Source organism: Phaeobacter gallaeciensis DSM 26640 (assembly GCF_000511385.1).
Classification (GTDB): domain Bacteria; phylum Pseudomonadota; class Alphaproteobacteria; order Rhodobacterales; family Rhodobacteraceae; genus Phaeobacter; species Phaeobacter gallaeciensis.
Genome location: NC_023137.1, coordinates 621376 through 643279 on the forward strand (window position 1 = coordinate 621376; position 21904 = coordinate 643279).

Below are 21904 nucleotides of genomic sequence, written 5' to 3' on the forward strand. Positions count from 1 at the left end.
GCCCCCTCTGCACCGCTGCGGATCTGTTTCGCTGTTGCGTTCTGGTTGCGGGGCCTGTGCCCCGCCGGACGCCGGATTTTACGGAGAGAGTTATGACCACGCCCCAAAGCTATGAAGCGGCGGCCAGCGGCAGCCCCGAGGCCGTTGCGGATTTTGACCAGGGAGAGGCCTCCTTTATCAGCCGATTGCAGCATCTTCTGCATGTGACGCCATCGCTGGTGCCACTGATTGTGCTGGTGCTGTCGGTGATCATGTTCGGGCTGCTGCTGGGGAGCAAATTCTTCTCCCCCTTTGCGCTGACGCTGATCCTGCAACAGGTGGGCATTGTCGGCATTGTAGCCTGTGCGCAGTCTCTGGTGATCCTGACCGCAGGCATCGATCTGTCCGTGGGGGCTATCATGGTGCTGAGTTCGGTGGTGATGGGGCAATTCACCTTTCGCTACGGGCTGCCGGTTGAAGCGGCGGTGGCCTGCGGGTTGATCTGCGGCACGCTTTGCGGATTTATCAACGGCTGGCTGGTGGCGCGGATGAAACTGCCGCCGTTCATCGTGACGCTGGGCATGTGGCAGATCGTGCTGGCGACAAATTTCCTCTATTCCGCCAATGAGACCATCCGCAGCCAGACCATCGCTGCCGAGGCGCCGCTGTTGCAGCTGTTTGGCGAGAAGATCAAAATTGGCGGCGCGGTGTTCACCTACGGCGTGATCTTCATGGTCATACTGGTGGTTCTGCTGGCCTATGTGCTGCGTCACACGGCTTGGGGGCGGCATGTCTATGCGGTTGGCGATGACCCGGAGGCGGCGGAGCTGTCGGGGGTGAAGGTCACGCGAGTTCTGATCTCAGTCTATATGCTGTCGGGGCTGATCTGCGCCTTTGCTGGGTGGGCGATGATCGGGCGGATTGGATCGGTGTCGCCCACCTCCGGACAACTCGCGAATATCGAGAGCATCACGGCGGTGGTGATCGGCGGGATCTCACTGTTTGGCGGGCGCGGGTCGATCCTTGGCACATTTTTTGGCGCGCTAATTGTCGGGGTCTTTACCCTTGGGCTGCGCCTTCTGGGGGCGGATGCCCAGTGGACCTATCTGCTGATTGGCCTCCTCATCATTGCGGCGGTGGCCGTGGATCAATGGATCAGAAAGGTGTCTGTCTGATGGAACCTATTTTGAAAGCCCGCGGTCTGGTGAAGCGTTACGGGCGTGTGACCGCGCTGGACCATTGCGATTTTGATCTGATGCCGGGAGAGATCCTTGCGGTGATCGGTGACAATGGGGCCGGAAAATCCTCGCTGATCAAGGCGATTTCCGGCGCGGTGATCCCCGATGCGGGGGAGGTCTGGCTGGAGGGGCGCAAGGTGGCGTTCCAGTCGCCGATTGATGCACGCAAAGAGGGGATTGAGACGGTTTATCAGACGCTTGCAATGTCGCCTGCTCTGTCGATCGCCGACAATATGTTCATGGGGCGCGAGCTGCGCAAACCCGGCTGGCGGGGCAATCTGCTGCGGCAGCTGGATCGCGCCCGCATGGAACAGATCGCCCGTGACAAGTTGAATGAGCTGGGCTTGGCGACGATCCAGAACATCAATCAGGCGGTGGAAACCCTGTCGGGTGGTCAGCGTCAGGGCGTGGCCGTTGCGCGGGCGGCGGCTTTTGGCTCCAAGGTGATCATCCTGGACGAGCCGACGGCGGCGCTGGGCGTGAAGGAGAGCCGCCGGGTGCTGGAGCTGATCCAGGATGTGAAATCGCGCGGTATTCCGATCATCCTGATCAGCCACAATATGCCGCATGTGTTTGAGGTTGCGGATCGCATTCATGTGCACCGGCTGGGTAAGCGGCTCTGCGTGATTGATCCCAAACAGCACAGCATGTCGGATGCGGTGGCCTATATGACCGGCGCGCAGGTGCCGTCCGAGGATCTGACGGCGGCATGACGCAGGACGTGACATCACTGGCGGATCTGGTCACTGCCATTGAGGCGCTGTCATGTCGGCCCGGTCGGGCGCGGCGTCTGGTGGCGCTTGCAGGCGCGCCGGGCAGTGGCAAATCCACTCTCGCGGAGCTGCTGGTGCGGGCGCTCTGTGCGCAGGGGTCGTCAGCTGCGGTGGTGCCGATGGATGGGTTTCATCTGGATAATCGGCTGCTGTCGGAGATGGACCTGCTTGATAGGAAAGGCGCGCCGGAGAGCTTTGATCAGGCGGGATTTCAGCGTCTGATAGCGGCGATGGCGGCGGACGAAGAGGTGATCTACCCCGAATTCGATCGCGCGCGGGACATTGCAATCGCTGGTGCCGCACGGGTGGATGCCGGTGTTGAGGTTGCGGTGGTCGAGGGCAATTATCTGATGTTTGACGCGGCGGGCTGGCGCGATCTGGCAGCGCTTTGGGACTTGTCGGTGCGGGTCGATGTCCCACGCGACATATTGCGGGAGCGCCTTGTGGCGCGCTGGCAGGCCTATGGTTTGAGCGACGCGGAGGCAGCGGCACGGGCGGAGGGCAACGACCTGGCCAATGCAGATCGTGTGGCCGCCGCCTCGCTGCCTGTGGATGTGATCTGGAGAGGTAAGACAGAATGATCCTATGTTGTGGAGAGGCGCTGATCGACATGATCCCGGCGCCGGTTGCCGGGGCTGTGCCGGTGGTGGATGGCGCTGATGCGCGGACCGGGTTCGTGCCCCATTGCGGTGGCGCGGTGTTTAATACGGCGATTGCGCTGGGACGGCTGGGGCAGAAAACCGGCCTGTTCACCGGCCTGTCGCGCGATCTTTTTGGCCAGCAACTGGCGGCGGCGCTGACGGCGTCAGATGTGGATCACGGGTTTGCCGAACGATCCGATCAGCCCTCCACGCTGGCCTTTGTGCATCTGCGTGACGGTCATGCGGAGTATCACTTCTTTGACGAGAATTCCGCCGGGGCCAGCCTGCATCCTGACCGGTTGCCGGAGCTGTCCGAGGATGTGGAGGCGTTGTTCTTTGGTGGGATTTCCCTGTGCAATGGTGCTGCGGCAGAAGCCTATGCAGCGCTGGCGGCACGCGAACGGGGACGCCGGATCATCATGATCGACCCTAATGTGCGGGCCGGGTTTGCCAAGGATGAGGCGGCCTATCGCAGCCGCTTGGCAGCGATGGTGGCGGGGGCCGGGATTGTCAAAGTCTCGGACGAGGATCTGCACTGGATCTATCCCGGTAACGCACCGCTTGAGGAGAAAATCCGCCAGGTCCTGGCCGGGGAGACGGGGATGGGACCGGGGCTGGTGATCCTGACATTGGGCAGCAAGGGCGCCAAGGGGTTCCTGCGCTCCGGCCCCACCGTCGAAGTGCCTGCACAGGTGGCGGTGGTCGCGGATACAGTTGGGGCTGGCGATACGTTCAATGCAGGGTTTATGGCCGCCGCAACCGAAGCTGGCGTGCTGGAGGATGCGGCCCGCGGTGAGATGGATCCCGAAGAGCTGCGCGCCTGTCTGGGATATGGTGCGCGGGCGGCGGCGGTCACGGTGTCCCGCCCCGGTGCAAATCCGCCCTGGCGGGGTGAGCTGGAGGGCTAGGGGGCCCGGTCCAATCCCCATCAATGCCAGATTTGTTGAGGTGCCACCTCGCTGCGAGCGCCGGTGTGGGGCGTTGCGTTTGGGATTGTCTGAACTTAAATGTTCATGTATTGTTCCTGCAAATTGTGCAGTGAAGGATTGATGTGATGATTGACGGGAGCTGTTGCTGCGGCGCGGTCAAATTCCGACTGAAGGCGGAGCCAACGATGATGGGCACGTGTCATTGTTCGCGCTGCCGAAAGGCGGGGGCGAGCACCATCGTTTTTGTGAAACGGGAAGATCTGACCTGGGTCGCGGGCAGGGATCAGGTAGCCCTGTACCAGCCGGGCGCGCCGTATAAATACGGAAGATGTTTCTGTAGGATCTGCGGCAGCTCGCTTGGTGAAATCCTGTCAGAGGAGGACAGTTTCCCGATTGCTGCAAATGCGCTGGACAGTGAGATTTCGACGAGAAACCGGTTTCATGAGTTCGTGTCGGAGAAGCCCGGCTGGTATGAGATTTGCGACGATGCGCCAAAATCCAGCGGTCATCCGGCCTGATCCGCCTGCTTTGAGCGGCGTATAGCGGTGGCCGTCCCGCAGCGCCGTTTGCACAGGGCTGCGGGTTTGTCTCTGTCAGAGCTTTGCGATCAGCGTGGCAGTTGGCTGGCGGCGCGGGCGAGGTCGCGGATGCCGTCCCAGTCACCTGCCTCAACCAGTTTCGCCGGGGCCACCCAGCTGCCGCCGGCGCAGACCACGTTGGAGAGCGACAGGTAGCTGTTTGCATTGTCCGGGCTGACGCCGCCGGTCGGGCAGAAGCTGATCTGTGGCAGCGGGGCGCCGATGGATTTGAGCGCGGGCGCGCCGCCTGAGGCCTCAGCCGGGAAGAATTTCAGCATGTCATAGCCGCGCGCGAGCAGGCGCATCGCTTCAGAGGCGGTGGCAGCACCCGGCAGCATCGGCAGGCCAGCGGCTTCTGCCGCGTCCAGCAGAGTGTCCGTGGCACCGGGGGAGACGCCGAACTGCGCTCCGGCGGCGACGGCACGGGTGACATCCTCCGGCGTGACCAGCGTACCGGCACCAACAACGCCGCCTTTGACCTTAGCCATCTCGGCGATCACATCCAGCGCAGCGGGGGTGCGTAGGGTGACCTCCAGCGCAGGCAGGCCACCGGCGACCAGGGCTTCTGCCAGCGGGCAGGCGTGGGCGACGTCATGGACAACCAGCACCGGCACGATGGGGGCGAGTTGGCAGATTTCGCGGGCACGGGTGCTGGCGTCTTGTGGGGTGATGGCCATGGGTCAGTCTCCGATCAGGGTCGAGAATACGGTGGCGCCGGTGTCGGCAGAGGTGACGGCATTGCGGAACAGCGCGAACATCTCGCGGCCGGTGCCATGCTGATAGGCGGAGAGGTCGGCGACCACTGGCTCGCGGGCATCAAACCCTTCGCTCAGAACCTCCAGCGCGCCGGTGAGGGCGTCGACCCGGACGATATCGCCGTCGCGTATCTGGGCAATTGCGCCGCCATCGAGTGCTTCCGGCACCACATGGATGGCGGAGGGGATCTTGCCCGAGGCGCCGGACATGCGGCCATCGGTGACCAGCGCCACCTTCTGACCGCGCCCCTGCATGATGCCGAGGAAGGGCGTCATCGAATGCAGCTCCGGCATGCCGTTGGCCTTCGGCCCCTGGAAGCGGACGACGATCACAACGTCGCCCTTGTCCAGTTCCCCGGCCTTGAAGGCGGCCTTGGCCTCCTCCTGGTCGTGGAAGACACGGGCCGGGGCTTCGACCACGCGATGTTCGGGCGCAACGGCGGAGATTTTCATCACCCCGGTGCCAAGATTGCCGGACAGGCGGGAAAGCCCGCCGGTGGGCTGGAAGGGATCGCTTGCCGGGCGAATGATCTTGTCGTTGAGGGTCTCGGCAGCGCCGGGTTTCCACACCAGCCCTTCATCGCTGAGGAAGGGTTCGGCGGTGTAGCCCTCTAGCCCGCTGCCTGCGACGGTCTTGGTGTCGGGATGCAGATGGCCGGAATTCAGCAACTGGGAGATCACATAACCCAGACCACCTGCGGCGTGGAAGTGGTTCACATCGGCCAGACCGTTGGGATAAACCCGCGCCAGTAGCGGGACCACGTCTGAGAGGTCAGAGAAATCCTGCCAGTCCAGAATGATGCCGCCAGCGCGTGCCATGGCGATCAGGTGGATCAGTAGATTGGTGGAGCCACCGGTCGTCATCAGCCCGACGATGCCATTCACATAGGCGCGTTCATCCAGAATATCGCAGACCGGCGTGTAGTCATTGCCAAGCGCGCTGAGGGCGAGGGCGCGGCGGGCGCCTTCCTCCGTGAGGGCAGCACGCATATCGGTGCCGGGGTTGACGAAGGAGGAGCCGGGCAGGTGTAGGCCCATGAACTCCATCAGCATCTGGTTGGTATTGGCGGTGCCATAAAAGGTGCAGGTGCCGGGGCCGTGATAGGCGGCCATCTCCGATTTCAGCAGCTCGTCGCGCCCGATTTCACCGGCGGCGAATTTCTGGCGGACCTTGGCCTTGTCGTCGTTGGAAATGCCGGAGGTCATCGGACCGGCGGGCAGAAACACTGCGGGCAGATGGCCAAAGACCTGCGCGCCGATGACCAGACCCGGCACGATCTTGTCGCAGACACCGAGATAGACACTGGCATCAAAGACATTGTGGCTGAGGGCGATGCCGGTGGCCATGGCGATGGTGTCGCGGGAGAACAGGCTAAGCTCCATCCCCGCCTCGCCCTGGGTGACGCCATCGCACATGGCCGGTACGCCGCCTGCAACCTGCGCCGTGCCGCCAACGCGGCGCACCGCGTCGCGGATCCGTTGCGGGTAGGTTTCAAACGGCTGATGCGCCGAGAGCATGTCGTTATAGGCGGTCACGATGCCGAGGTGCCCGGCGGTGCCTTCGGCGAGGGGCATCTGATCCTCACCGGTGGCAGCATAGGCGTGCGCCTGACCGCTGCACGAGAGATGGGCACGGGCGGGGCCTTTGCCCTTGGCGGCGCGCATCCGGGCCAGATAGGCAGCGCGGGGTTTGGCGCTGCGGGCGATAATTCGGTCTGTGACGTCGCGGACTGTTTGGTTCAAACGCATCAGGTGCCTCTTTCAGTCAGTCAGGTGCCGGTTTGGTCGTGTCGGATCGTGGCGGGGCGAGAGCGGGAGGCTCAGGAGCCGATGCCGCGCCAGCGTCGGTTGTCGCGGTGCATCAGCAGCAGTGCATCCTCTGGCCCGGAGCTGCCGGGATCATAGGGTTGCGGGGTGTTGTTGCTGTTGTCGGTCCAGCCTGCGATGATCGGATCGGCCCAGGCCCAGGCCGCCTCCACCTCATCACCGCGCATGAACAGCGTCTGGTTGCCCCGGATCACATCCATGATCAGCCGTTCATAGGCATCCTGAGGGCGTCCGGCCTCAGGCAGGCTGTCGGCGAAGGTCATGTCGAGATTGGCGCCGGTGAGGCGCATGCCGCCGGGACCGGGATCCTTGATCGTGGTGCGCAGGGTGATGCCCTCATCCGGTTGCAGTCGAATGACCAGCACGTTGCCCTTGATGCCGCCGGTGCCGGTGTCCTCTGCAAAGATGTTGTGCGGCGGGTCGCGGAAGAACACAGCGATTTCCGACTCGCGGGCGCGCAGGCATTTGCCGGTGCGCAGGTAAAATGGCGTGCCGGCCCATCGCCAATTGGCAACCTCCACCTTCATCGCGATGAAGCTTTCGGTGGTGCTGGCAGGATTGCCTGCATGGTCGCGGTAGGCCTCTCCCTCCGGGCCGCGATACTGGCCACGGGCGATCTGGTCCGGGGCGACGGGGTTCAGCGCCTCGATCACCTTGACCTTCTCGTCGCGCACGGCGTTGGGGGTGAAGCGGGCGGGGGGCTCCATCGCGGTGAGGCACAGGAGCTGCATCAGGTGGTTCTGGACCATATCGCGCATGGCGCCGGATTTGTCGTAGTATTCGCCGCGCCCCTTGACGCCGATGCTCTCGGCGACGGTGATCTGAACATGGTCGATGTGCGAGGAATTCCACAAGGGTTCAAACAGCGAATTGGCAAAGCGCAGCGCCATCAGGTTCTGGACGGTCTCTTTGCCCAGATAGTGGTCGATCCGGTAGATCTGATGTTCTTCGAAATTCGCGCGCAGGGCAGCATTCAGCGCCTGTGCCGAAGCCAGATCATGGCCGAAGGGTTTTTCCAGAACAATGCGGCTGTCGGGGGTGGCGATCCCAGTGGAGCGCAGACGCCCGGCGATATCAGGGAACAGGCTCGGCCCGACGGAAAGGTAGAAGGCGCGGATGGCATCGTCGCGCAGCAGAGCGCCAAGCGCCTGCCAGCCGTTGTCGCCGCGCGCGTCTACGGCGGTGTAGTGCAGCAGATCCACGAAGGCTGCGATTTCATCGTCGCTGGTCTCGCCCGGCTGGCCATAGGTGCGGATGGCGTCGGCGACCATCTCCTGAAACCCCTTGCGATCCATTTCGCTGCGCGAGGTGCCGATGATGCGGCAATCGTCCGAGAATTGGCCGATCTGGAAGCGGTGGAACAGGCTGGGCAGGATCTTGCGGCGGGCGAGGTCCCCAGTCGCACCAAACAGCACGAGATCAAAGGACTGGACGGGAATGACGCGGGATACCATGGCTTTTTCTCTGTCAGCTGAGGGGCGGAAGGGCGGCGGGCGGATCAGGTGAGTTTAGACAGCAGGCCTCGAGTGGAGCCGTCTTTGGCCTCATAAGCCTCGGGCGGGGCGGAGCCATCGACCAGCGGCAGCAAGCTGACGGCCAGCTCCTTGCCCAGTTCGACGCCCCATTGATCAAAGGAATTCAGCCCCCAGATCACCCCTTCTACAAGGACGCGGTGTTCATAAAGCGCAATCAGCTGACCGAGCACAAAGGGCGTCAGTTTCGGATAGGCGAGGGTCACAGAGGGGCGATTGCCAGCAAAGGACAGGTGCCCTGCCATCTGTTCCAAGACCTCGCCGGTAAAGCCGCGTTTGGCGGCGATGGCGCGGGCGTCTGTGTGCGAGCGGCCCAGCATCAGCGCCTCGGACTGGGCGAGGCAGTTGGAGACCAGCAATTGATGGTGGTGGGTCAGATCCTCTTCATGGGCCTTGGCGGCGATGAGGAATTCGGCAGGCACCACGCGGGTACCCTGATGCAGCAGCTGGTAGAAAGCGTGCTGGCCGTTGGTGCCGGGTTCACCCCAGACAACCGGGCCTGAGGCGCGGGGCAGGGGGCTGCCGTCGAGGGCAACGCTCTTGCCGTTGCTTTCCATATCCAGCTGCTGGAGATAGGCGGGGAAGCGGGCCAGACGCTGGTCGTAAGGCAGGATGGCGCGGCTGTCGTAGCCGCAGATATTGTGGTGCCAGATGCCGGTCATGGCGAGCATAACCGGCAGGTTCTCGCGGAAGGACGCGGTGCGGAAATGCGTATCCATCGCAGCGGCACCGGACAGGAACTGACGGAAATTCTCCGCCCCAATGGCGATCATGATCGGCAGCCCCACCGGCCCCCAGAGCGAGTAGCGCCCGCCCACCCAGTCGGCAAAGCCGAAGACCCGTTCGGGGGCAATGCCAAAGGCGGCGGTTTTGTCCTGCGCGGTGGAGACGGCGGCCAGATGGGCGGAGGTATTTTCCCCCACTGCGGCGCGCAGCCAGTCCAGCGCGGTGCGGGCGTTGGTCATGGTCTCAATGGTGGTGAAAGTCTTGGACGCGATGATGACCAATGTGGTCTGCGGGTCCAGTCCCGTCAGCGTGTCGGCAATATGGGCGCCATCGACGTTGGACACAAAATGGCAGCGCGGTCCGTCATGGTACGGGGCGAGCGCCAGCGTCGCCATAGCCGGGCCAAGGTCGGAACCGCCAATGCCAATGTTGATCACATCGGTGAATTTTGCCCCGGTGCTGGAGCGTAGGGTGCCATCGCGCAGTGCCTCGGCGAAGCTCTCCATCTGTTGCAGCGTCTGACGCACGGGCGGCAGGATGTCCTCGTCGTCGACCAGGATTGGCGTGTCAGACTGGGCCCGCAGGGCAGTGTGCAGTACAGCGCGGTTTTCGGTGGTGTTGATCTTCTCGCCACGGAACATCTGGCTGATGCGATCCGCGAGGCCCGCCTCGGCGGTGAGGCGCTCCAGCAGCGAGAGCGCGGTGGCGTCGAGTGCGGTTTTGGAATAATCCAAGAGCAGGCTGTCGGTTTCGGCAGAGAAACGCTGAAACCGGTCAGGCGCGTCAAAGAGCGAGAGCAGCGTGGTATCGGCAGTCCGTGCCCGGTGTTGTGCCAGAAGTTGCCAGGTCTGCGTCATCGTGGTCTCCCTCGGTTGTTCCTGCCCCATTGTGAACGTTGAGTTGCGAATCACTCAAGAGCACCGCTGACGCCTAGTTAGCGCTAACATGAACATTTGTAACGCCCTAATATAGCAGGCCGCCTGATTTGTCCCAAATGGTCACAATCGGACGGGGACCGGGAAATCGAGCGGCCTGATGTACGCTTTTGGATCAGATGCGCTGACCGTTCGCATCGAAGGTGAGACAGTTGGCCGGGTTGAAATCAAACTGCAGGATCTCACCCACATTGGTGTCATGCTGACCAAAGAGACGTGCAGTAAAGGTGAGGTCTTCGCCCATATCGACGAGGATATTGGTGTCGCCGCCGAGCTTTTCCACGTGAATCACTTCCCCCGCGAGGGGGCCGTCGGGACTGATGCGCGCGTATTCCGGGCGAATGCCAATGAATTGGCCGCTGCTGCCACCCAGGCGCTGCGCCGGAACAAAGTTCATCGCAGGTGCGCCGATGAATTCCGCCACAAAGCGGTTGGCGGGGTTGTTGTAGAGTTCCATCGGCGTGCCGACCTGTTCGATCCGGCCATCGCGCAGCACCACGATTTTATCGGCGAGGGTCATCGCCTCGATCTGGTCGTGGGTCACGTAGATCATGCTGGCTGACAGCTGCCGGTGCAGCCGGGCGATTTCCAGCCGTGTGTTCATGCGCAGGGCGGCATCCAGATTGGAGAGCGGTTCGTCAAACAGGAACAGCTTCGGCTCACGCACCACAGCGCGGCCAATGGCGACGCGCTGGCGTTGCCCGCCGGAGAGTTCCGAGGGGCGGCGGTCTAGATAGTCTTCCAGCGACAACATGCGGCTGGCTTCGGCGACGCGGGCGTTGATTTCTTCTTTGGACTGGCGTTCCTGTTTCAGGGCCAGCGCCATGTTTTCGCGCACGGTGAGATGCGGATAGAGCGCATAGGACTGGAACACCATGGCAATGCCGCGCTTGGCGGGGGGCGTGGTGGTGACGGTCTGTCCACCGATGGTGATTTCGCCGCCTGTGGCATCCTCCAGCCCGGAGATGACCCGCAGCAGGGTGGATTTGCCGCAGCCCGAGGGGCCGACGAAGACCACGAATTCGCCATCTTCAACAGTGAGGTTGATGTCTTTCAGAACCTCGACCGGGCCGAATGATTTGCAGACATTGGTAAGCTGTAGGGCGGTCATGACGGGTGTCCTTCAGGTCTTCGGGGTCAGGGGGAGGGAGAGGCGGGCGCTGTGGCCTCAGCCTCTGCCAGGTCAGATGTCAGATCGACAGGCGCGCCGCTGCGGATGCTCTGGTCGGCGGCAAGGCAGATCGCCAGCGAGGCAACGGCGTCCTTCATATGCCGACCCATGTCGATGTCCTCGGCGATGACGCGCAGCATATGGGCCTGTTCGGCAGCGCAGAGGGCGTTATGGTCCGGTTCATCGGGCAGGTCGATATGGCGGTCGGGGATGCCTTGCGCGCTGCGATGCACGATCAGGCTGCCAACGGCGGTATGGCCATCCACATCGTCCGAGCCGCTCTTGTCGGTTTCGGTGATCGAGACGGAGCCATTGGGCGACACCACGTCTTTCACGAAATACGCGGTTTCGGACATCATCGGCCCCCAACCGGCCTCGTACCAGCCGACGGAGCCGTCGGAGAAACTCACCTGAAACTGGCCGTAGTTATACATATCCTCGGCGATTTCCTCCGACAGGCGCAGGCCGATGCCGTGGACGCGCTGGGGCGTGGCATCGGTGATCTGGCACATGACATCGACGTAATGCACGCCGCAATCCACGATCGGAGAGGTGGTTAGCATCAGAGCCTTGTGGGTGTCCCATGTGGGGCCGTCTGACTGCTGGTTGAGATTCATGCGGAACACATACGGTGGGCCGAGATCGCGGGCCTCAGCAATCAGGCGCTGCCAGCTTGGGTGGTGGCGCAGGATATAGCCCACCATCAGCTTGCGCCCCAGGCGGCGGGCGGTGTCGGTCACGGCGCGGGCGTCAGCTACGGTGGTGGCCAGCGGCTTTTCGACAAACACATGCGCGCCGGCCTCCATCGCGGCGATGGCATAGGTGGCGTGGCTGTCGGAATAGGTGGCGATCACCACCAGATCAGGGGTGGTCGCGGCGAGAGCTTCGTAAAAATCGGAAAAGACCGGATAATCCCGCAACGGTTCCTGCGCCGCTGCACCGGTGCGATTGACCAGTCCGACGATCTGCGCGGAGTCATCATGGTGATGGGCCAAAGCATGGGACAATCCCATATTGCCGAGGCCTGCAATCAGAACGCGGGTCATTGGCAGCCTCCTGAATGATTGTTGAGCTGCACGGCGGTTGAGTGCGCCGGACCAAGAGATGACAGAGGTCTGCCATCTTGGGGGGCTGGTCCGGCGCGGCCCGGCATTGCAGCCGGGCAGGGGGGTGGGTTGAGTGGTAGCATCATTTCACTGCCCCGGAGGTGATGCCGCGGATAAGCTGGCGTGAGAAAATCACATAGAGCACCATCACCGGTAGGATCGCCATGGACAGCGCCGAGAGCACCGCGTTCCAGTCGGTGACGAATTGGCCGATGAAGACTTGGCTGCCCAAGGTCAGCGTCTTGGTTTCCTCGGCTGGGGCCAGGATCAGCGGGAACCAGAGGTCGTTCCAGATCGGGATCATGTTGAAAACAGCGACCGTGGCCATGGCTGGACGCACCAGCGGCAAGACCAGTCGGAAGAAGATGGTGTATTCCGACAACCCGTCGATGCGGCCGGCGTTTTTCAGATCATCGCTCACCTGTTTCATGAATTCCGACAGGATGAACACCGCCAACGGTAGCCCTTGCGCGGTATAGACGAGGATCAGTGCAGTCAGCGTGTTCACCAGGCCGGTGTCCACCATCAGTTCCAGAATGGCGACGGTGCCGATGCGGATCGGGATCATAATGCCAAGGGCAAGGTACAGGCCAAGCAGCATATTGCCCTTGAACCGGTACTCCGCGAGGGCAAAGGCGGCCATGGCGCCAAACAGCAGCACCAACGCCAATGACACCACGGTTACAATCATCGAGTTCTGGAAATAGAGGAAGAAATCCCCCTGTTTCAGAACGGTCTGATAGCCGACCATCGAAAACGTGTCCGATGTGGGCAGACCCAGCGGGTCGCGAAAGATGGCTTTGCGGGTTTTGAAGCTGTTCACCAGAATGACGAAGACCGGAAACAAAGCGATCAGCGTGTAGGTGATCAGCGCGCCGTGGGCGAGGAGACTGTTGAGCGGATTTGAACGGGATTTATGCATCGTCGGATCCTCAGAACTGGTAGCGGCGCAGACGGGTCTGGATGCCGAACAGATAGATACACACACCAATCAGGATGATCGCAAACATGGCGGTGGCAATGGCGGAGCCCATATGCGGATCGCCCAATTGCAGCTGAAATCCGAAGAAAGTGCGATACATGAAAGTGCCGAGAATGTCGGTGGAGAAATCTGGCCCAGCGAGCGCGCCCTGAGTGGTGTAGATCAAGTCGAAGGCGTTGAAGTTACCCACAAATGTCAGGATTGAGATAATCCCGATGGAGGGCAGGATCAGCGGCAGTTTGATCTTCCAGAAGGCGGACATGCCGGTAATGCCGTCAACCTCGCCCGCCTCGATCACCTCTTCCGGGATCGACAGCAGGGCGGCATAAATTAGCATCATCGGGATGCCGACAAACTGCCAGACAGAGATCAGCGCCAGCGTGGTCAGGGCGTAGTCTTCCTTGCCCAGCCAGGGGGCGAACAGCCACTTCAGGCCGATGGCGTCCAATAGATCCGGTGTGATGCCCCAGATGGGGGAGAGGATCAGTTTCCAGGCAAAGCCAACGATCACAAAGCTGAGGATCGTGGGCACAAAGATCGCGGTGCGATAGAGCGCAGCAAACCGGAGCCGGGGATGACTGAGGATCGCCGCCAGTGCCACCCCGATGGGATTCTGCACCAGCATATGCACAAAGAAAAACCAGAAGTTATTGCCAAGCGCGTTCCAGAATTGTTCGGACCAGTTGGGATTGGAGAACAGGGTCTCGAAATTCGCAAGGCCCACAAACTGGCGGATCTGGTCGCTCTCGCTGTAGAGCGCAAGCCGCAGGGTATTGAACAGCGGGAAAATCATGATGGCGGTGTAGACCAGCACAGCGGGTGCGAGGAAAACGGCGATATGCCAGCGTCTGCGCGGTTTATGAGGGGTGTTTTGCATGATGTGTCCCATCTGTCGGCGGGTCCGGGCCGCATGGGGCCGCCCGGACGCCTGAGTGTTAGGTCAGTCAGCTGAAGCAGCTGGCGGCGCGCTTACTTTTGCGGCGCGTACCAACTGGCCAGACCCTCTTGCAGTTCTGCACCGAGATCGGCAGCTGCCTTGGTACCTTTGATCGCGGCGACGGATGCACCCCATGTCTCGTTTTCGAGGTTGGGCGTGCCGCGCGACAGGATCTGGTAGGTGGAGCGGATGGTGCTCTCACACTCGCCACGCCAGGAGACGAACTCCTGTGCCAGCGGATCCTCCATTGCGACCTCATGGTTCGACAGCGAGAAGAAGCCCGGCAGCGCATTGGCATAGATTGCCGCGAACTCAGCCGAGCCGACCCAGTTCAGGAAGGTTTTGGCAGCCTCGGCATTGGGGGAGGCGGCGTTCAGGCCCACGGCGATGTCGGTGTGATCCGAGATGTAGCAGGTGTCGCCTGCGGCTTTGACTGGCGGTTTGAACGCGCCCATTTCAAAATCAGCCTGAGTGTTGAAGCCAGAGATTTCCCAGCTACCGGCAGGATAGATCGCGGCGCGGCCCAGGGTGAAGATGTTCTGGCTGTCGGGATAGGTTTGCGCCTCATAGCCGTCGCCCATGTAAGCGCCCCACTTCGATAGGGTCTCATAGGGGGCAACCCACTGATCGTCGGTCAGTTTCTGCTCGCCTGCGATCAAGGCAAGACGGCCTTCCTCACCTTTCCAGTAGTTCGGACCAATGTTGTTATAGCCCATGGTAGCGGCTTCCCACTGGTCGTTGGTGCCCATGGCCAGAGGAACGTAGTTGCCGTCTTCCTTGATCTTTTCCAGCGCCGCAAAGAACTCATCTTCGGTTTCGGGTACATTCACACCCAGCTCGGCAAAGGCGTCTTTGTTGTAGATGAAGCCGTGGATCACCGAAGCAATCGGAACGCAGAAGGTGGCGGAACCGTCATCGGTCTGCCAGGCGGATTTAGCGACATCGGAGAAGCTGCCCATGGCGTCCAGATCTGAGAGATCGGCCAACTGGCCCTTGTCATAAAGACCAAGCGAGGCGTCAAAGGGGCGGCATGTGATCAAGTCACCGGCGCTGCCCGCATCCAGTTTGGAGTTCAGAACGGCATTGTATTCAGCCGGGGCGGAGGGGGTGAATTTCAGTTTGATGCCAGGGTTGGCCGCTTCAAAGGCGGGAATGATCTTGTCCTGCCAGAGGGCGAGGTCATCGTTGCGCCAGCTCTCAATGGTCAGCGTTACATCTTCAGCAGCTGCGGCGCCGCCGATCACGGTCGAGCCGAGCAGCGCGAGGGTAAAGAGTTTCCGTGTCATTCAGTATCTCCCAGTTTGCATGTTTGGTATTTGTGTTCAGGGTCTTGGTGACCTCTTGGGTGGCGCATGGCCGACCGTTACACCTGTGCGAGCGCGGCTCGCAGGTTGTCCTTGTTGTGGCGCAGCAGGGTTTCTGCCGCGGTGGGTGAGGCGGCGCCCTGCAAGAGCAGAATGGCCGGCTTTACCGCTCCGCCTGTCTGATCCAGCGCTTTGGCGGCGTCTTCGGCGTTCTGATCGGTCAGTGTGCAGACGATGCGGACGGCGCGTTGGCGCAGCTTGGCATTGTCGGCGATGAGATTGACCATCATGCCATCCATCACATGCCCCATGCGGATGCCGGCCAGCGTGGACATCATATTCAAGGCGGCCTTCTGTGCGGTGCCGGCCCCCATGCGGGTCGATCCTGCAATGACCTCTGCCGGGGTCGGCAGGCAGATCGCGACATCGGCCAGGTTCAGAAGCGGTGTGTCAGCATTGTTGGCAACGGCGATCACCTTGGCGCCTGCAGCCTGCGCTGTCTGGGCAAAGCCCAACGGAAATGGGGTGCTGCCGCTGGCAGACAGGGCGATGACCACATCATTTGCGCACACAGTGGCGGCGGCTCTGGCGCCTGCCGCAGTGTCGTCTTCGGTATGGCCGGGCATGCGCCCATCGGCAGGGATTCCGCCAGCCATATGAACGGAAATCTGATCGGCGCTGATGCCGAAGGTGCCGGGCAACTCTGCACCATCAGCCAGTGCCATCAGCGCAGAAGACCCTGCGGCCGCGTAGTGCAGATGGCCACCGTTGTGCAGGCTGTTGGTGAGCAGGGCCGCACCGGCCGAGATGGACGGACGGGCGCTGGCAACAGCTTCCAATGCGCGCAGTTGACCGTCCAGCAGCGTATCGAGAATCTCCGCATCGGCGCGCAGATCCAATCCCTGAGCACGGGGGTGTAATGTCTCTGTCTGCGCCGTGGGCTGTGTGTCAGCCCGTGCAGATGTGGCGGTCTTGGGTGCGTTATCGCTCCTCGATCCCATGTGATTCCTCCCCCTCAGGTGAATGAGAAGTATTTAATACCTATACAATACCACTTGTCTACCATTTAATTTGTACATATGATTTTTGCAGCGAATTCCGCCGATTACCTCGCAGTATCACGACATTGCTGTTAGAGAGGTCTTTATTTTGAATGAAAGGTATCTTATAGGTATTGCATGACCGACTCGCGCTTTCCATATCTGATCGCCGTGGATGGAGGGGGAACCTCTTGCCGCTTTGCCCTACTGAAATCAGGGGCGACACCGCCGCAGCAGTTGGTGGTGACGGGTGGTAGTGCCAATGTCTATACAGCGCCGGATCAGGCGGTTGAGACTCTGAGCGCCGGATTGGCGGATTTGCAGCGGCAGTCGGGTCTGACCGATGAGGTGTTTTCTCAGATACCGGTCTATGCCGGATTGGCCGGCGTTATTGATTGTGAGTCTGCCGCGCGGGTCGCGGAGGCCCTGCCACAGGCGCATGTCCGGGTGGAAGATGACCGCATGCCCGCTGTTGTCGGCGCAATGGGAGAGGAGACCGCCAGCCTCATCGGGGTTGGCACCGGGTCGTTCCTCGGGCGTCAGGTGGCCGGTCAGGTTACGCTTATTGGTGGCCATGGTACGGTCCTGGGGGATGAGGCTTCAGGCGGTTGGCTGGGGCGGCGTGTGTTGCAATTGACGTTGCAGGCGGCCGAAGGGATCGAACCGATGACGCCGCTTCTGCGCAGCTGTTTGCGTGATTTTTCCAATGAGACGGCGAAGATTGTCCGGTTTGCCCAGACCGCGCGACCGGTGGCCTTTGGCGCCTATGCGCCACGCGTGGCCAAGGCTGCGATGGAAGGTGATAAAGCGGGTCAGCGGCTGATGGTGGAGGGCGCTGAGTATCTGTGCAACGGGTTGCAGGCGCTGGGGCGTCGGCCTGAGGAACCTGTTTACCATATCGGGGGTGTCGCCGCGCAATACGCCGCCTATCTGCCTGCGGATGTAGCGGATTATCTGCGGGAAGCGGAAGGTTCACCACTGGATGGCGCGCTAGAGTTGGCACGCCGATTTGCCCGCGAAATCGCGCAGGAGGTGGTATGACGGTTGAGGAATTCCTGACGCCGGCCGCCTGGCTGGAGGATGCGGCCGGGCCCCGCTACGTGCGGCTGCGCCAGCGCATTGAAGATGGCATTGAAACCGGGCTCCTACCCAAAAGCGCGCCGCTGCCTGCGGAGCGGGAGATTGCAACACTCACCGGCCTGTCGCGGGTCACCGTACGCCGTGCGATGCAGGATCTGGTCGATCGCGGCATTATCGTACAGCGGCAGGGCTCGGGCAGTTTTGTGGGGGATGGCACGCCCAAGGTCGAGCAATCGCTGTCGCAGCTGACCTCCTTTACCGAAGATATGGAGCGGCGCGGGTATGACACCAGTGTCGAATGGCTGGAACGCGGCATTCACACGCCGTCACCGGAAGAGGTGATGGCCCTGGCGCTGACCTCTGGGGAGGCGGTCGCCCGGATCGCGCGTCTGCGCCGGGCCAATGGGCGCCCGATGGCGATCGAACGCGCGTCCCTGCCGGTGGACATCCTGCCCAATCCGCAGGCTGTGCGAGGCTCGCTTTACGAGGTCTTGGAGCAATCCGGTAGCCGTCCGGTGCGGGCTTTGCAGCGGATATCGGCGATCAACCTGCCCGAACAAGAGGCGCAGATGCTGGGGGTCGAGCCTGGGATGGCTGGCCTGAGCATCGTGCGAACATCGTATTTGCGCAACCGGCGCGTGGTGGAGTTCACCCGCTCGATCTATCGCGGCGATGCCTATGATTTTGTCGCCGAGCTGCGGCTCGGGACGACCTAACCTGGCGACCCTGAGGAGGGGACCATGACTAATATCACCAAAATGCGTCGCGAGATCGACGAGATCCCGACCGCTGTGGACCGGCTGCTGAGCCATGGCGGCGCAGAGATTGAGGCCGTCGCGGATGCGGCGCGCACCCTTGACCCCAACGTCATGGTGACTGTTGCGCGCGGTTCGTCCGACCATGTTTGTACCTATCTGAAATACGCCAGTGAGATCATGCTGGGGGTGCCTGTTGCCTCAGTCGGGCCGTCGGTGGCCTCAATCTACAAGGCACCACTACGTCTGAAGGGCGCGCTGAGCCTCGCCGTGTCGCAGTCCGGTAAAAGCCCGGACATCGTGTCGATGGCGGACAGTGCGCGCAATGATGGCGCGCTGTCGGTTGCGTTGACCAATGATGCGGCCTCGCCGCTGGCGGCGGCGGCGAATCATACGCTGGACATTCACGCCGGACCAGAGCTGAGCGTGGCGGCGACAAAGACCTTTGTGACTTCGGCTGTCGCGGGGTTGTGGCTGCTGGCCAAATGGGATCGCAATCAGGCGGTTCTTGCAGCGCTGCACGCGCTGCCGGAGCAATTGGACCGCGCCTGCCGGATTGACTGGCCCGAGGTGCGCGACGCCATCGGCGCGCGGTCATCTCTGTTCACATTGGGACGGGGGCAGGCTTTGGCGGTGTCCAATGAGGCGGCGCTGAAATTCAAGGAAACCTGCCAGTTGCATGCGGAGAGTTACTCCTCGGCGGAGGTCTTGCATGGGCCAGTGTCTATTGTGGAAGAGGGGTTCCCGGTGCTGGGCTTTGCAGCGGCAGATGCGGCCGAGGGCGCGCTGGCGGGGATTGCTGATCAGATCGCTGCCAAGGGCGCGCAGGTTTTTGCCACCACGGATAAGGTCACAGCGGCGCGCCGGGTGGATCATGTCCGCACGGATCATGCGTTGACCGATCCGATCAGCCTGATTGTGTCCTTCTATGCGATGGTCGAAGCCTTTGCTGCCTCGCGCGGGATTGATCCTGATGCACCGCGCCACCTGAAGAAAGTGACGGAAACCGTATGATCGAAGATGAGCATCCGCTGCGCGCGCTGACTGGCGCGCGGATCCTGACCCCGGTGGGTTGGGAAGACGACAGCGCGCTGGTGCTGCGCGGCGATCAGATCGTGGCGGTCCTGCCGGTGGGTAAACTACCCGAGGGGGCCGAGGTTACAGCACTAGATGGCGGTATCCTGACCGCCGGGTTTGTCGATCTGCAGGTCAACGGCGGCGGTGGCGTCATGTTCAATGACGTCCCAGAGCTTGAGCAATTGCAGGTCATCGCTGCAGCACACGCGCGGATTGGTGCGACCTCGATCCTGCCAACGCTGATCACTGATACACCGAATTTCGTTGCCCGCGCGATTGAAGCGACTGTCGAGGCGATTGCTGCTGGTGTTTCGGGCATCGTCGGGTTGCATCTGGAGGGGCCACATCTGGCGGTCTCGCGCAAGGGTGCGCATGATGCGTCGCTGATACGCCAGATGAGCGAAACCGATCTGGAGAGGTTGTGCGCAGCGGCCAGCCGGTTGCCGGTGCTGAAGGTGACCCTGGCCTGCGAGGCGGCGACCCCGGCGCAGATCCGGCGGTTGAGCGAGGCGGGTGTTCTGGTGTCGCTGGGCCACACTGATGCCAGCCATGCCGATTGCGTGGCGGCGGTTGCGGCGGGCGCGCGCTGTGTCACCCATCTGTTCAACGCCCAGAGCCAGCTGGGAAACCGTGAACCCGGTGTTGTCGGCGCGGCGCTTGATCTTGGTGGGCTGTCCGCCGGGCTGATTGCTGATGGCGTCCATGTGCACCGGGCGTCGATACGGGCAGCGCTTGCTGCAAAGACAGGGCCGGGCCAGGTGTTTCTGGTCAGCGATTCCATGGCCACCGGAGGCTCAGACATTGACCGGTTTACACTAAATGGCCGCGAAATTCGCCGTGATAACAACCGTCTGACCCTGGCTGATGGTACCCTTGCGGGCGCGCATCTGGAGCTGGCAACGGCTGTGCAGATCCTGGTTGAGGGTTGTGATGTCCCGCTGGAGACGGCGCTGGAGATGGCCTCCACCCGGCCTGCGGACCTGATTGGGCGATCCGATCTGGGACGTCTGCAACCCGGCGCGCGCGCTGACGTGCTGCATCTGAACGACGCGCTGGAGCTGCAGCAGGTTTGGCAGGGTGGGCTGGCACTGTAGCTGATTGCGCGGGTTTACAGAGAGCGGTCAGCGAAAGAGAAAACCGTTGCCAAACAGTTTGTTGGGCTACAAATCATATAGCTCTGTTTTCAGCCTTCTTTCCGAACGCTGGGCATGAACGCTTGTTGTCTAATCACTCTGTTTGTCAGCTTTATGCGTTCGGTCAGCTCTGACCCGCTGCGGTAAGAAGCCAATTCTTAATATCTGCAAGCCGCAGATCACAGGCCATCCCTGATAGGATGGCCTGATCGTTTTACCTTTGGGTCAGGATGCTTTGGCGATTGTGACGTTACGCTCTAGCAGACGTAAACGCGAAGCGAATTCACCGCGATCAACGTAGCATCCATGGAGATGGCGGAAGCCGGTGGATGGATCAAATGAGTCACGGCCATGCAGGACACGACGGTTGTCGAACACAACCATTTCGCCTGCTTTTAGCCTGACATTGATGCGATATTTTGGATCCCGCGTCTTTGCCATATAGGCGCGATACGCGCGGTAATAGGCTGGCATAATCTCGGGCGACATATCGAATATGCCGGCCAGATGCGCATTGTAGCGGATTTCGATCACATTCCCCATTGCCCCCAGTGTGATCACTGGCCGGTGGACTTGTATGTCTGCATCCTTGTCAGAGAAACGGAACGGGATTGGGGTTTCGCAGAGCAGGCGAAAGGCTTCCGGGTCATCTTGTCGAAGATCCTCTGCCATCGCGAAACCATCTGCAAACAGAGACCCGCCGCCTGTGGCCTCATTGGCGAGACAGTGCAGGAATTGGTAGCCGGGGGGGACCTCCTGGTTGGGCAGATCCGTATGAAGCGGCAAAGCCACCGACGTGTAGGCAAGGTTGTTTGGGTCGGGCTTATTGATCACTTCGAAGGTGGTTCCAAAGTTTGTTGTACGCAAAAATCCAACTCGTTCAGCCACTTGAACGCCAGAGTCGATGCTGTCTGGCAAGTGTTCAACGATGGCCAGACCGTATTTTGCGGTGTCTTGCATCCATGCGTTCAGGGCGTAATCGTCGGTCAGAATCATAGTTGATGTGTGGCGCGGGATGCCATTGGCACCCAAATCGGCGCGCCAAAGCTGCTCTTGGATTTTCCCAGCGTCGTGGCTACGGCGACCGGGGCGGTGGGCGTCCATCAACGCTATAGGCATGCGGCTGACATGCCCGTCTTCGTATTCCAGTAGGACAACACCCTCATCACGCGTGGCAGAGATGAGCACCGGGGTTTCGTCAATCTCCAACAGATCCAGTAAGCGTTCATGTGTTTCAGGGTGCAGCCCCGAGGGGCAGTTGTCGCGCAACCAAATGGTTGGAAATTGTGTTGTGGTGTCGTCGGCCCAAGTCACAATTAGTGTGTCAGCTTGAACCGTGAAGTGCGGTGCAGTCATTGGATATCCAATTCGTTTCATAATTTAGAATGCTGGGTGTAGGGCTGCAC

Annotated in this window: 20 protein-coding genes; 9 read left to right on the forward strand and 11 right to left on the reverse strand. The window is 61.5% G+C overall.

What is annotated here, in order from left to right:
- The first annotated feature begins 92 nt into the window (after positions 1-92).
- The 5 genes from GAL_RS03015 (at position 93) to GAL_RS03035 (ending at position 4078) form a co-directional block, all read left to right on the forward strand.
- On the forward strand, positions 93-1154 hold the full coding sequence (locus tag GAL_RS03015) for an ABC transporter permease (RefSeq protein ID WP_024096116.1): 1062 nt from the start codon (positions 93-95) through the stop codon (positions 1152-1154).
- On the forward strand, positions 1154-1930 hold the full coding sequence (locus GAL_RS03020; RefSeq protein WP_040104214.1) for an ATP-binding cassette domain-containing protein: 777 nt from the start codon (positions 1154-1156) through the stop codon (positions 1928-1930). The genes GAL_RS03015 and GAL_RS03020 overlap by 1 nt, the downstream gene beginning before the upstream one ends.
- The gene (locus GAL_RS03025; RefSeq protein ID WP_024096118.1) at positions 1927-2571 is read left to right on the forward strand and encodes a nucleoside/nucleotide kinase family protein; all 645 of its coding nucleotides are present in this window, start codon (positions 1927-1929) and stop codon (positions 2569-2571) included. Before GAL_RS03020 ends, GAL_RS03025 begins: the two co-directional genes overlap by 4 nt.
- Positions 2568-3539, forward strand: coding sequence for a carbohydrate kinase family protein (locus GAL_RS03030; protein WP_024096119.1), 972 nt, complete (start codon positions 2568-2570; stop codon positions 3537-3539). The genes GAL_RS03025 and GAL_RS03030 overlap by 4 nt, the downstream gene beginning before the upstream one ends.
- Before the next feature lie 146 nt (positions 3540-3685).
- On the forward strand, positions 3686-4078 hold the full coding sequence (locus tag GAL_RS03035) for a GFA family protein (protein WP_024096120.1): 393 nt from the start codon (positions 3686-3688) through the stop codon (positions 4076-4078).
- An 89-nt stretch (positions 4079-4167) separates the two neighbouring features.
- Here GAL_RS03035 and eda read toward each other — a convergent pair whose 3' ends face one another.
- The 10 genes from eda to GAL_RS03085 form a co-directional block, all read right to left on the reverse strand.
- Positions 4168-4815 (reverse strand): bifunctional 4-hydroxy-2-oxoglutarate aldolase/2-dehydro-3-deoxy-phosphogluconate aldolase, encoded by a 648-nt coding sequence (gene eda / locus GAL_RS03040; protein WP_024096121.1) that lies wholly within the window; start codon positions 4813-4815, stop codon positions 4168-4170.
- A gap of 3 nt (positions 4816-4818) precedes the next feature.
- The gene (gene edd, locus GAL_RS03045; protein WP_024096122.1) at positions 4819-6642 is read right to left on the reverse strand and encodes a phosphogluconate dehydratase; all 1824 of its coding nucleotides are present in this window, start codon (positions 6640-6642) and stop codon (positions 4819-4821) included.
- Positions 6643-6713: 71 nt separating this feature from the next.
- Entirely contained in the window at positions 6714-8174 is a 1461-nt protein-coding gene (zwf, locus tag GAL_RS03050; RefSeq protein WP_024096123.1) for a glucose-6-phosphate dehydrogenase, read from the reverse strand.
- 44 nt (positions 8175-8218) lie between these two features.
- Positions 8219-9835, reverse strand: a complete 1617-nt coding sequence (gene pgi / locus GAL_RS03055; RefSeq protein WP_024096124.1) for a glucose-6-phosphate isomerase — start codon at positions 9833-9835, stop codon at positions 8219-8221.
- A 193-nt stretch (positions 9836-10028) separates the two neighbouring features.
- Positions 10029-11024, reverse strand: a complete 996-nt coding sequence (locus GAL_RS03060) for an ABC transporter ATP-binding protein (protein ID WP_024096125.1) — start codon at positions 11022-11024, stop codon at positions 10029-10031.
- Positions 11025-11050: 26 nt separating this feature from the next.
- The gene (locus tag GAL_RS03065) at positions 11051-12130 is read right to left on the reverse strand and encodes a Gfo/Idh/MocA family protein (protein ID WP_024096126.1); all 1080 of its coding nucleotides are present in this window, start codon (positions 12128-12130) and stop codon (positions 11051-11053) included.
- Between the two features lie 142 nt (positions 12131-12272).
- Entirely contained in the window at positions 12273-13112 is an 840-nt protein-coding gene (locus tag GAL_RS03070; protein ID WP_024096127.1) for a carbohydrate ABC transporter permease, read from the reverse strand.
- A 10-nt stretch (positions 13113-13122) separates the two neighbouring features.
- Positions 13123-14049 carry a carbohydrate ABC transporter permease gene (locus GAL_RS03075; RefSeq protein ID WP_024096128.1) on the reverse strand — a complete coding sequence of 309 codons (927 nt, stop codon included), beginning with the start codon at positions 14047-14049 and terminating at the stop codon, positions 13123-13125.
- Between the two features lie 92 nt (positions 14050-14141).
- Positions 14142-15395 carry an ABC transporter substrate-binding protein gene (locus tag GAL_RS03080; RefSeq protein WP_024096129.1) on the reverse strand — a complete coding sequence of 418 codons (1254 nt, stop codon included), beginning with the start codon at positions 15393-15395 and terminating at the stop codon, positions 14142-14144.
- Between the two features lie 77 nt (positions 15396-15472).
- The gene (locus GAL_RS03085; protein ID WP_024096130.1) at positions 15473-16414 is read right to left on the reverse strand and encodes an N-acetylmuramic acid 6-phosphate etherase; all 942 of its coding nucleotides are present in this window, start codon (positions 16412-16414) and stop codon (positions 15473-15475) included.
- Positions 16415-16591: 177 nt separating this feature from the next.
- Here GAL_RS03085 and GAL_RS03090 point away from each other — a divergent pair, with 177 nt between their 5' ends.
- The 4 genes from GAL_RS03090 to nagA are packed head-to-tail and all read left to right on the forward strand — an operon-like array spanning position 16592 to position 20459.
- Positions 16592-17494, forward strand: coding sequence for a BadF/BadG/BcrA/BcrD ATPase family protein (locus GAL_RS03090; protein ID WP_024096131.1), 903 nt, complete (start codon positions 16592-16594; stop codon positions 17492-17494).
- Positions 17491-18249: a GntR family transcriptional regulator gene (locus GAL_RS03095; protein ID WP_024096132.1), complete on the forward strand. Its 759-nt coding sequence runs from the start codon at positions 17491-17493 to the stop codon at positions 18247-18249. Before GAL_RS03090 ends, GAL_RS03095 begins: the two co-directional genes overlap by 4 nt.
- A 24-nt stretch (positions 18250-18273) precedes the next feature.
- Positions 18274-19302, forward strand: coding sequence for an SIS domain-containing protein (locus tag GAL_RS03100; protein ID WP_024096133.1), 1029 nt, complete (start codon positions 18274-18276; stop codon positions 19300-19302).
- The gene (nagA, locus tag GAL_RS03105; protein WP_024096134.1) at positions 19299-20459 is read left to right on the forward strand and encodes an N-acetylglucosamine-6-phosphate deacetylase; all 1161 of its coding nucleotides are present in this window, start codon (positions 19299-19301) and stop codon (positions 20457-20459) included. The genes GAL_RS03100 and nagA overlap by 4 nt, the downstream gene beginning before the upstream one ends.
- A 264-nt stretch (positions 20460-20723) precedes the next feature.
- Here the strand turns inward: nagA and GAL_RS03110 are convergent, their stop codons facing one another.
- A complete protein-coding gene (locus GAL_RS03110) occupies positions 20724-21875 on the reverse strand; it encodes a TauD/TfdA family dioxygenase (RefSeq protein ID WP_244462776.1) in 1152 nt (383 codons plus the stop codon).
- Positions 21876-21904: the final 29 nt, after the last annotated feature.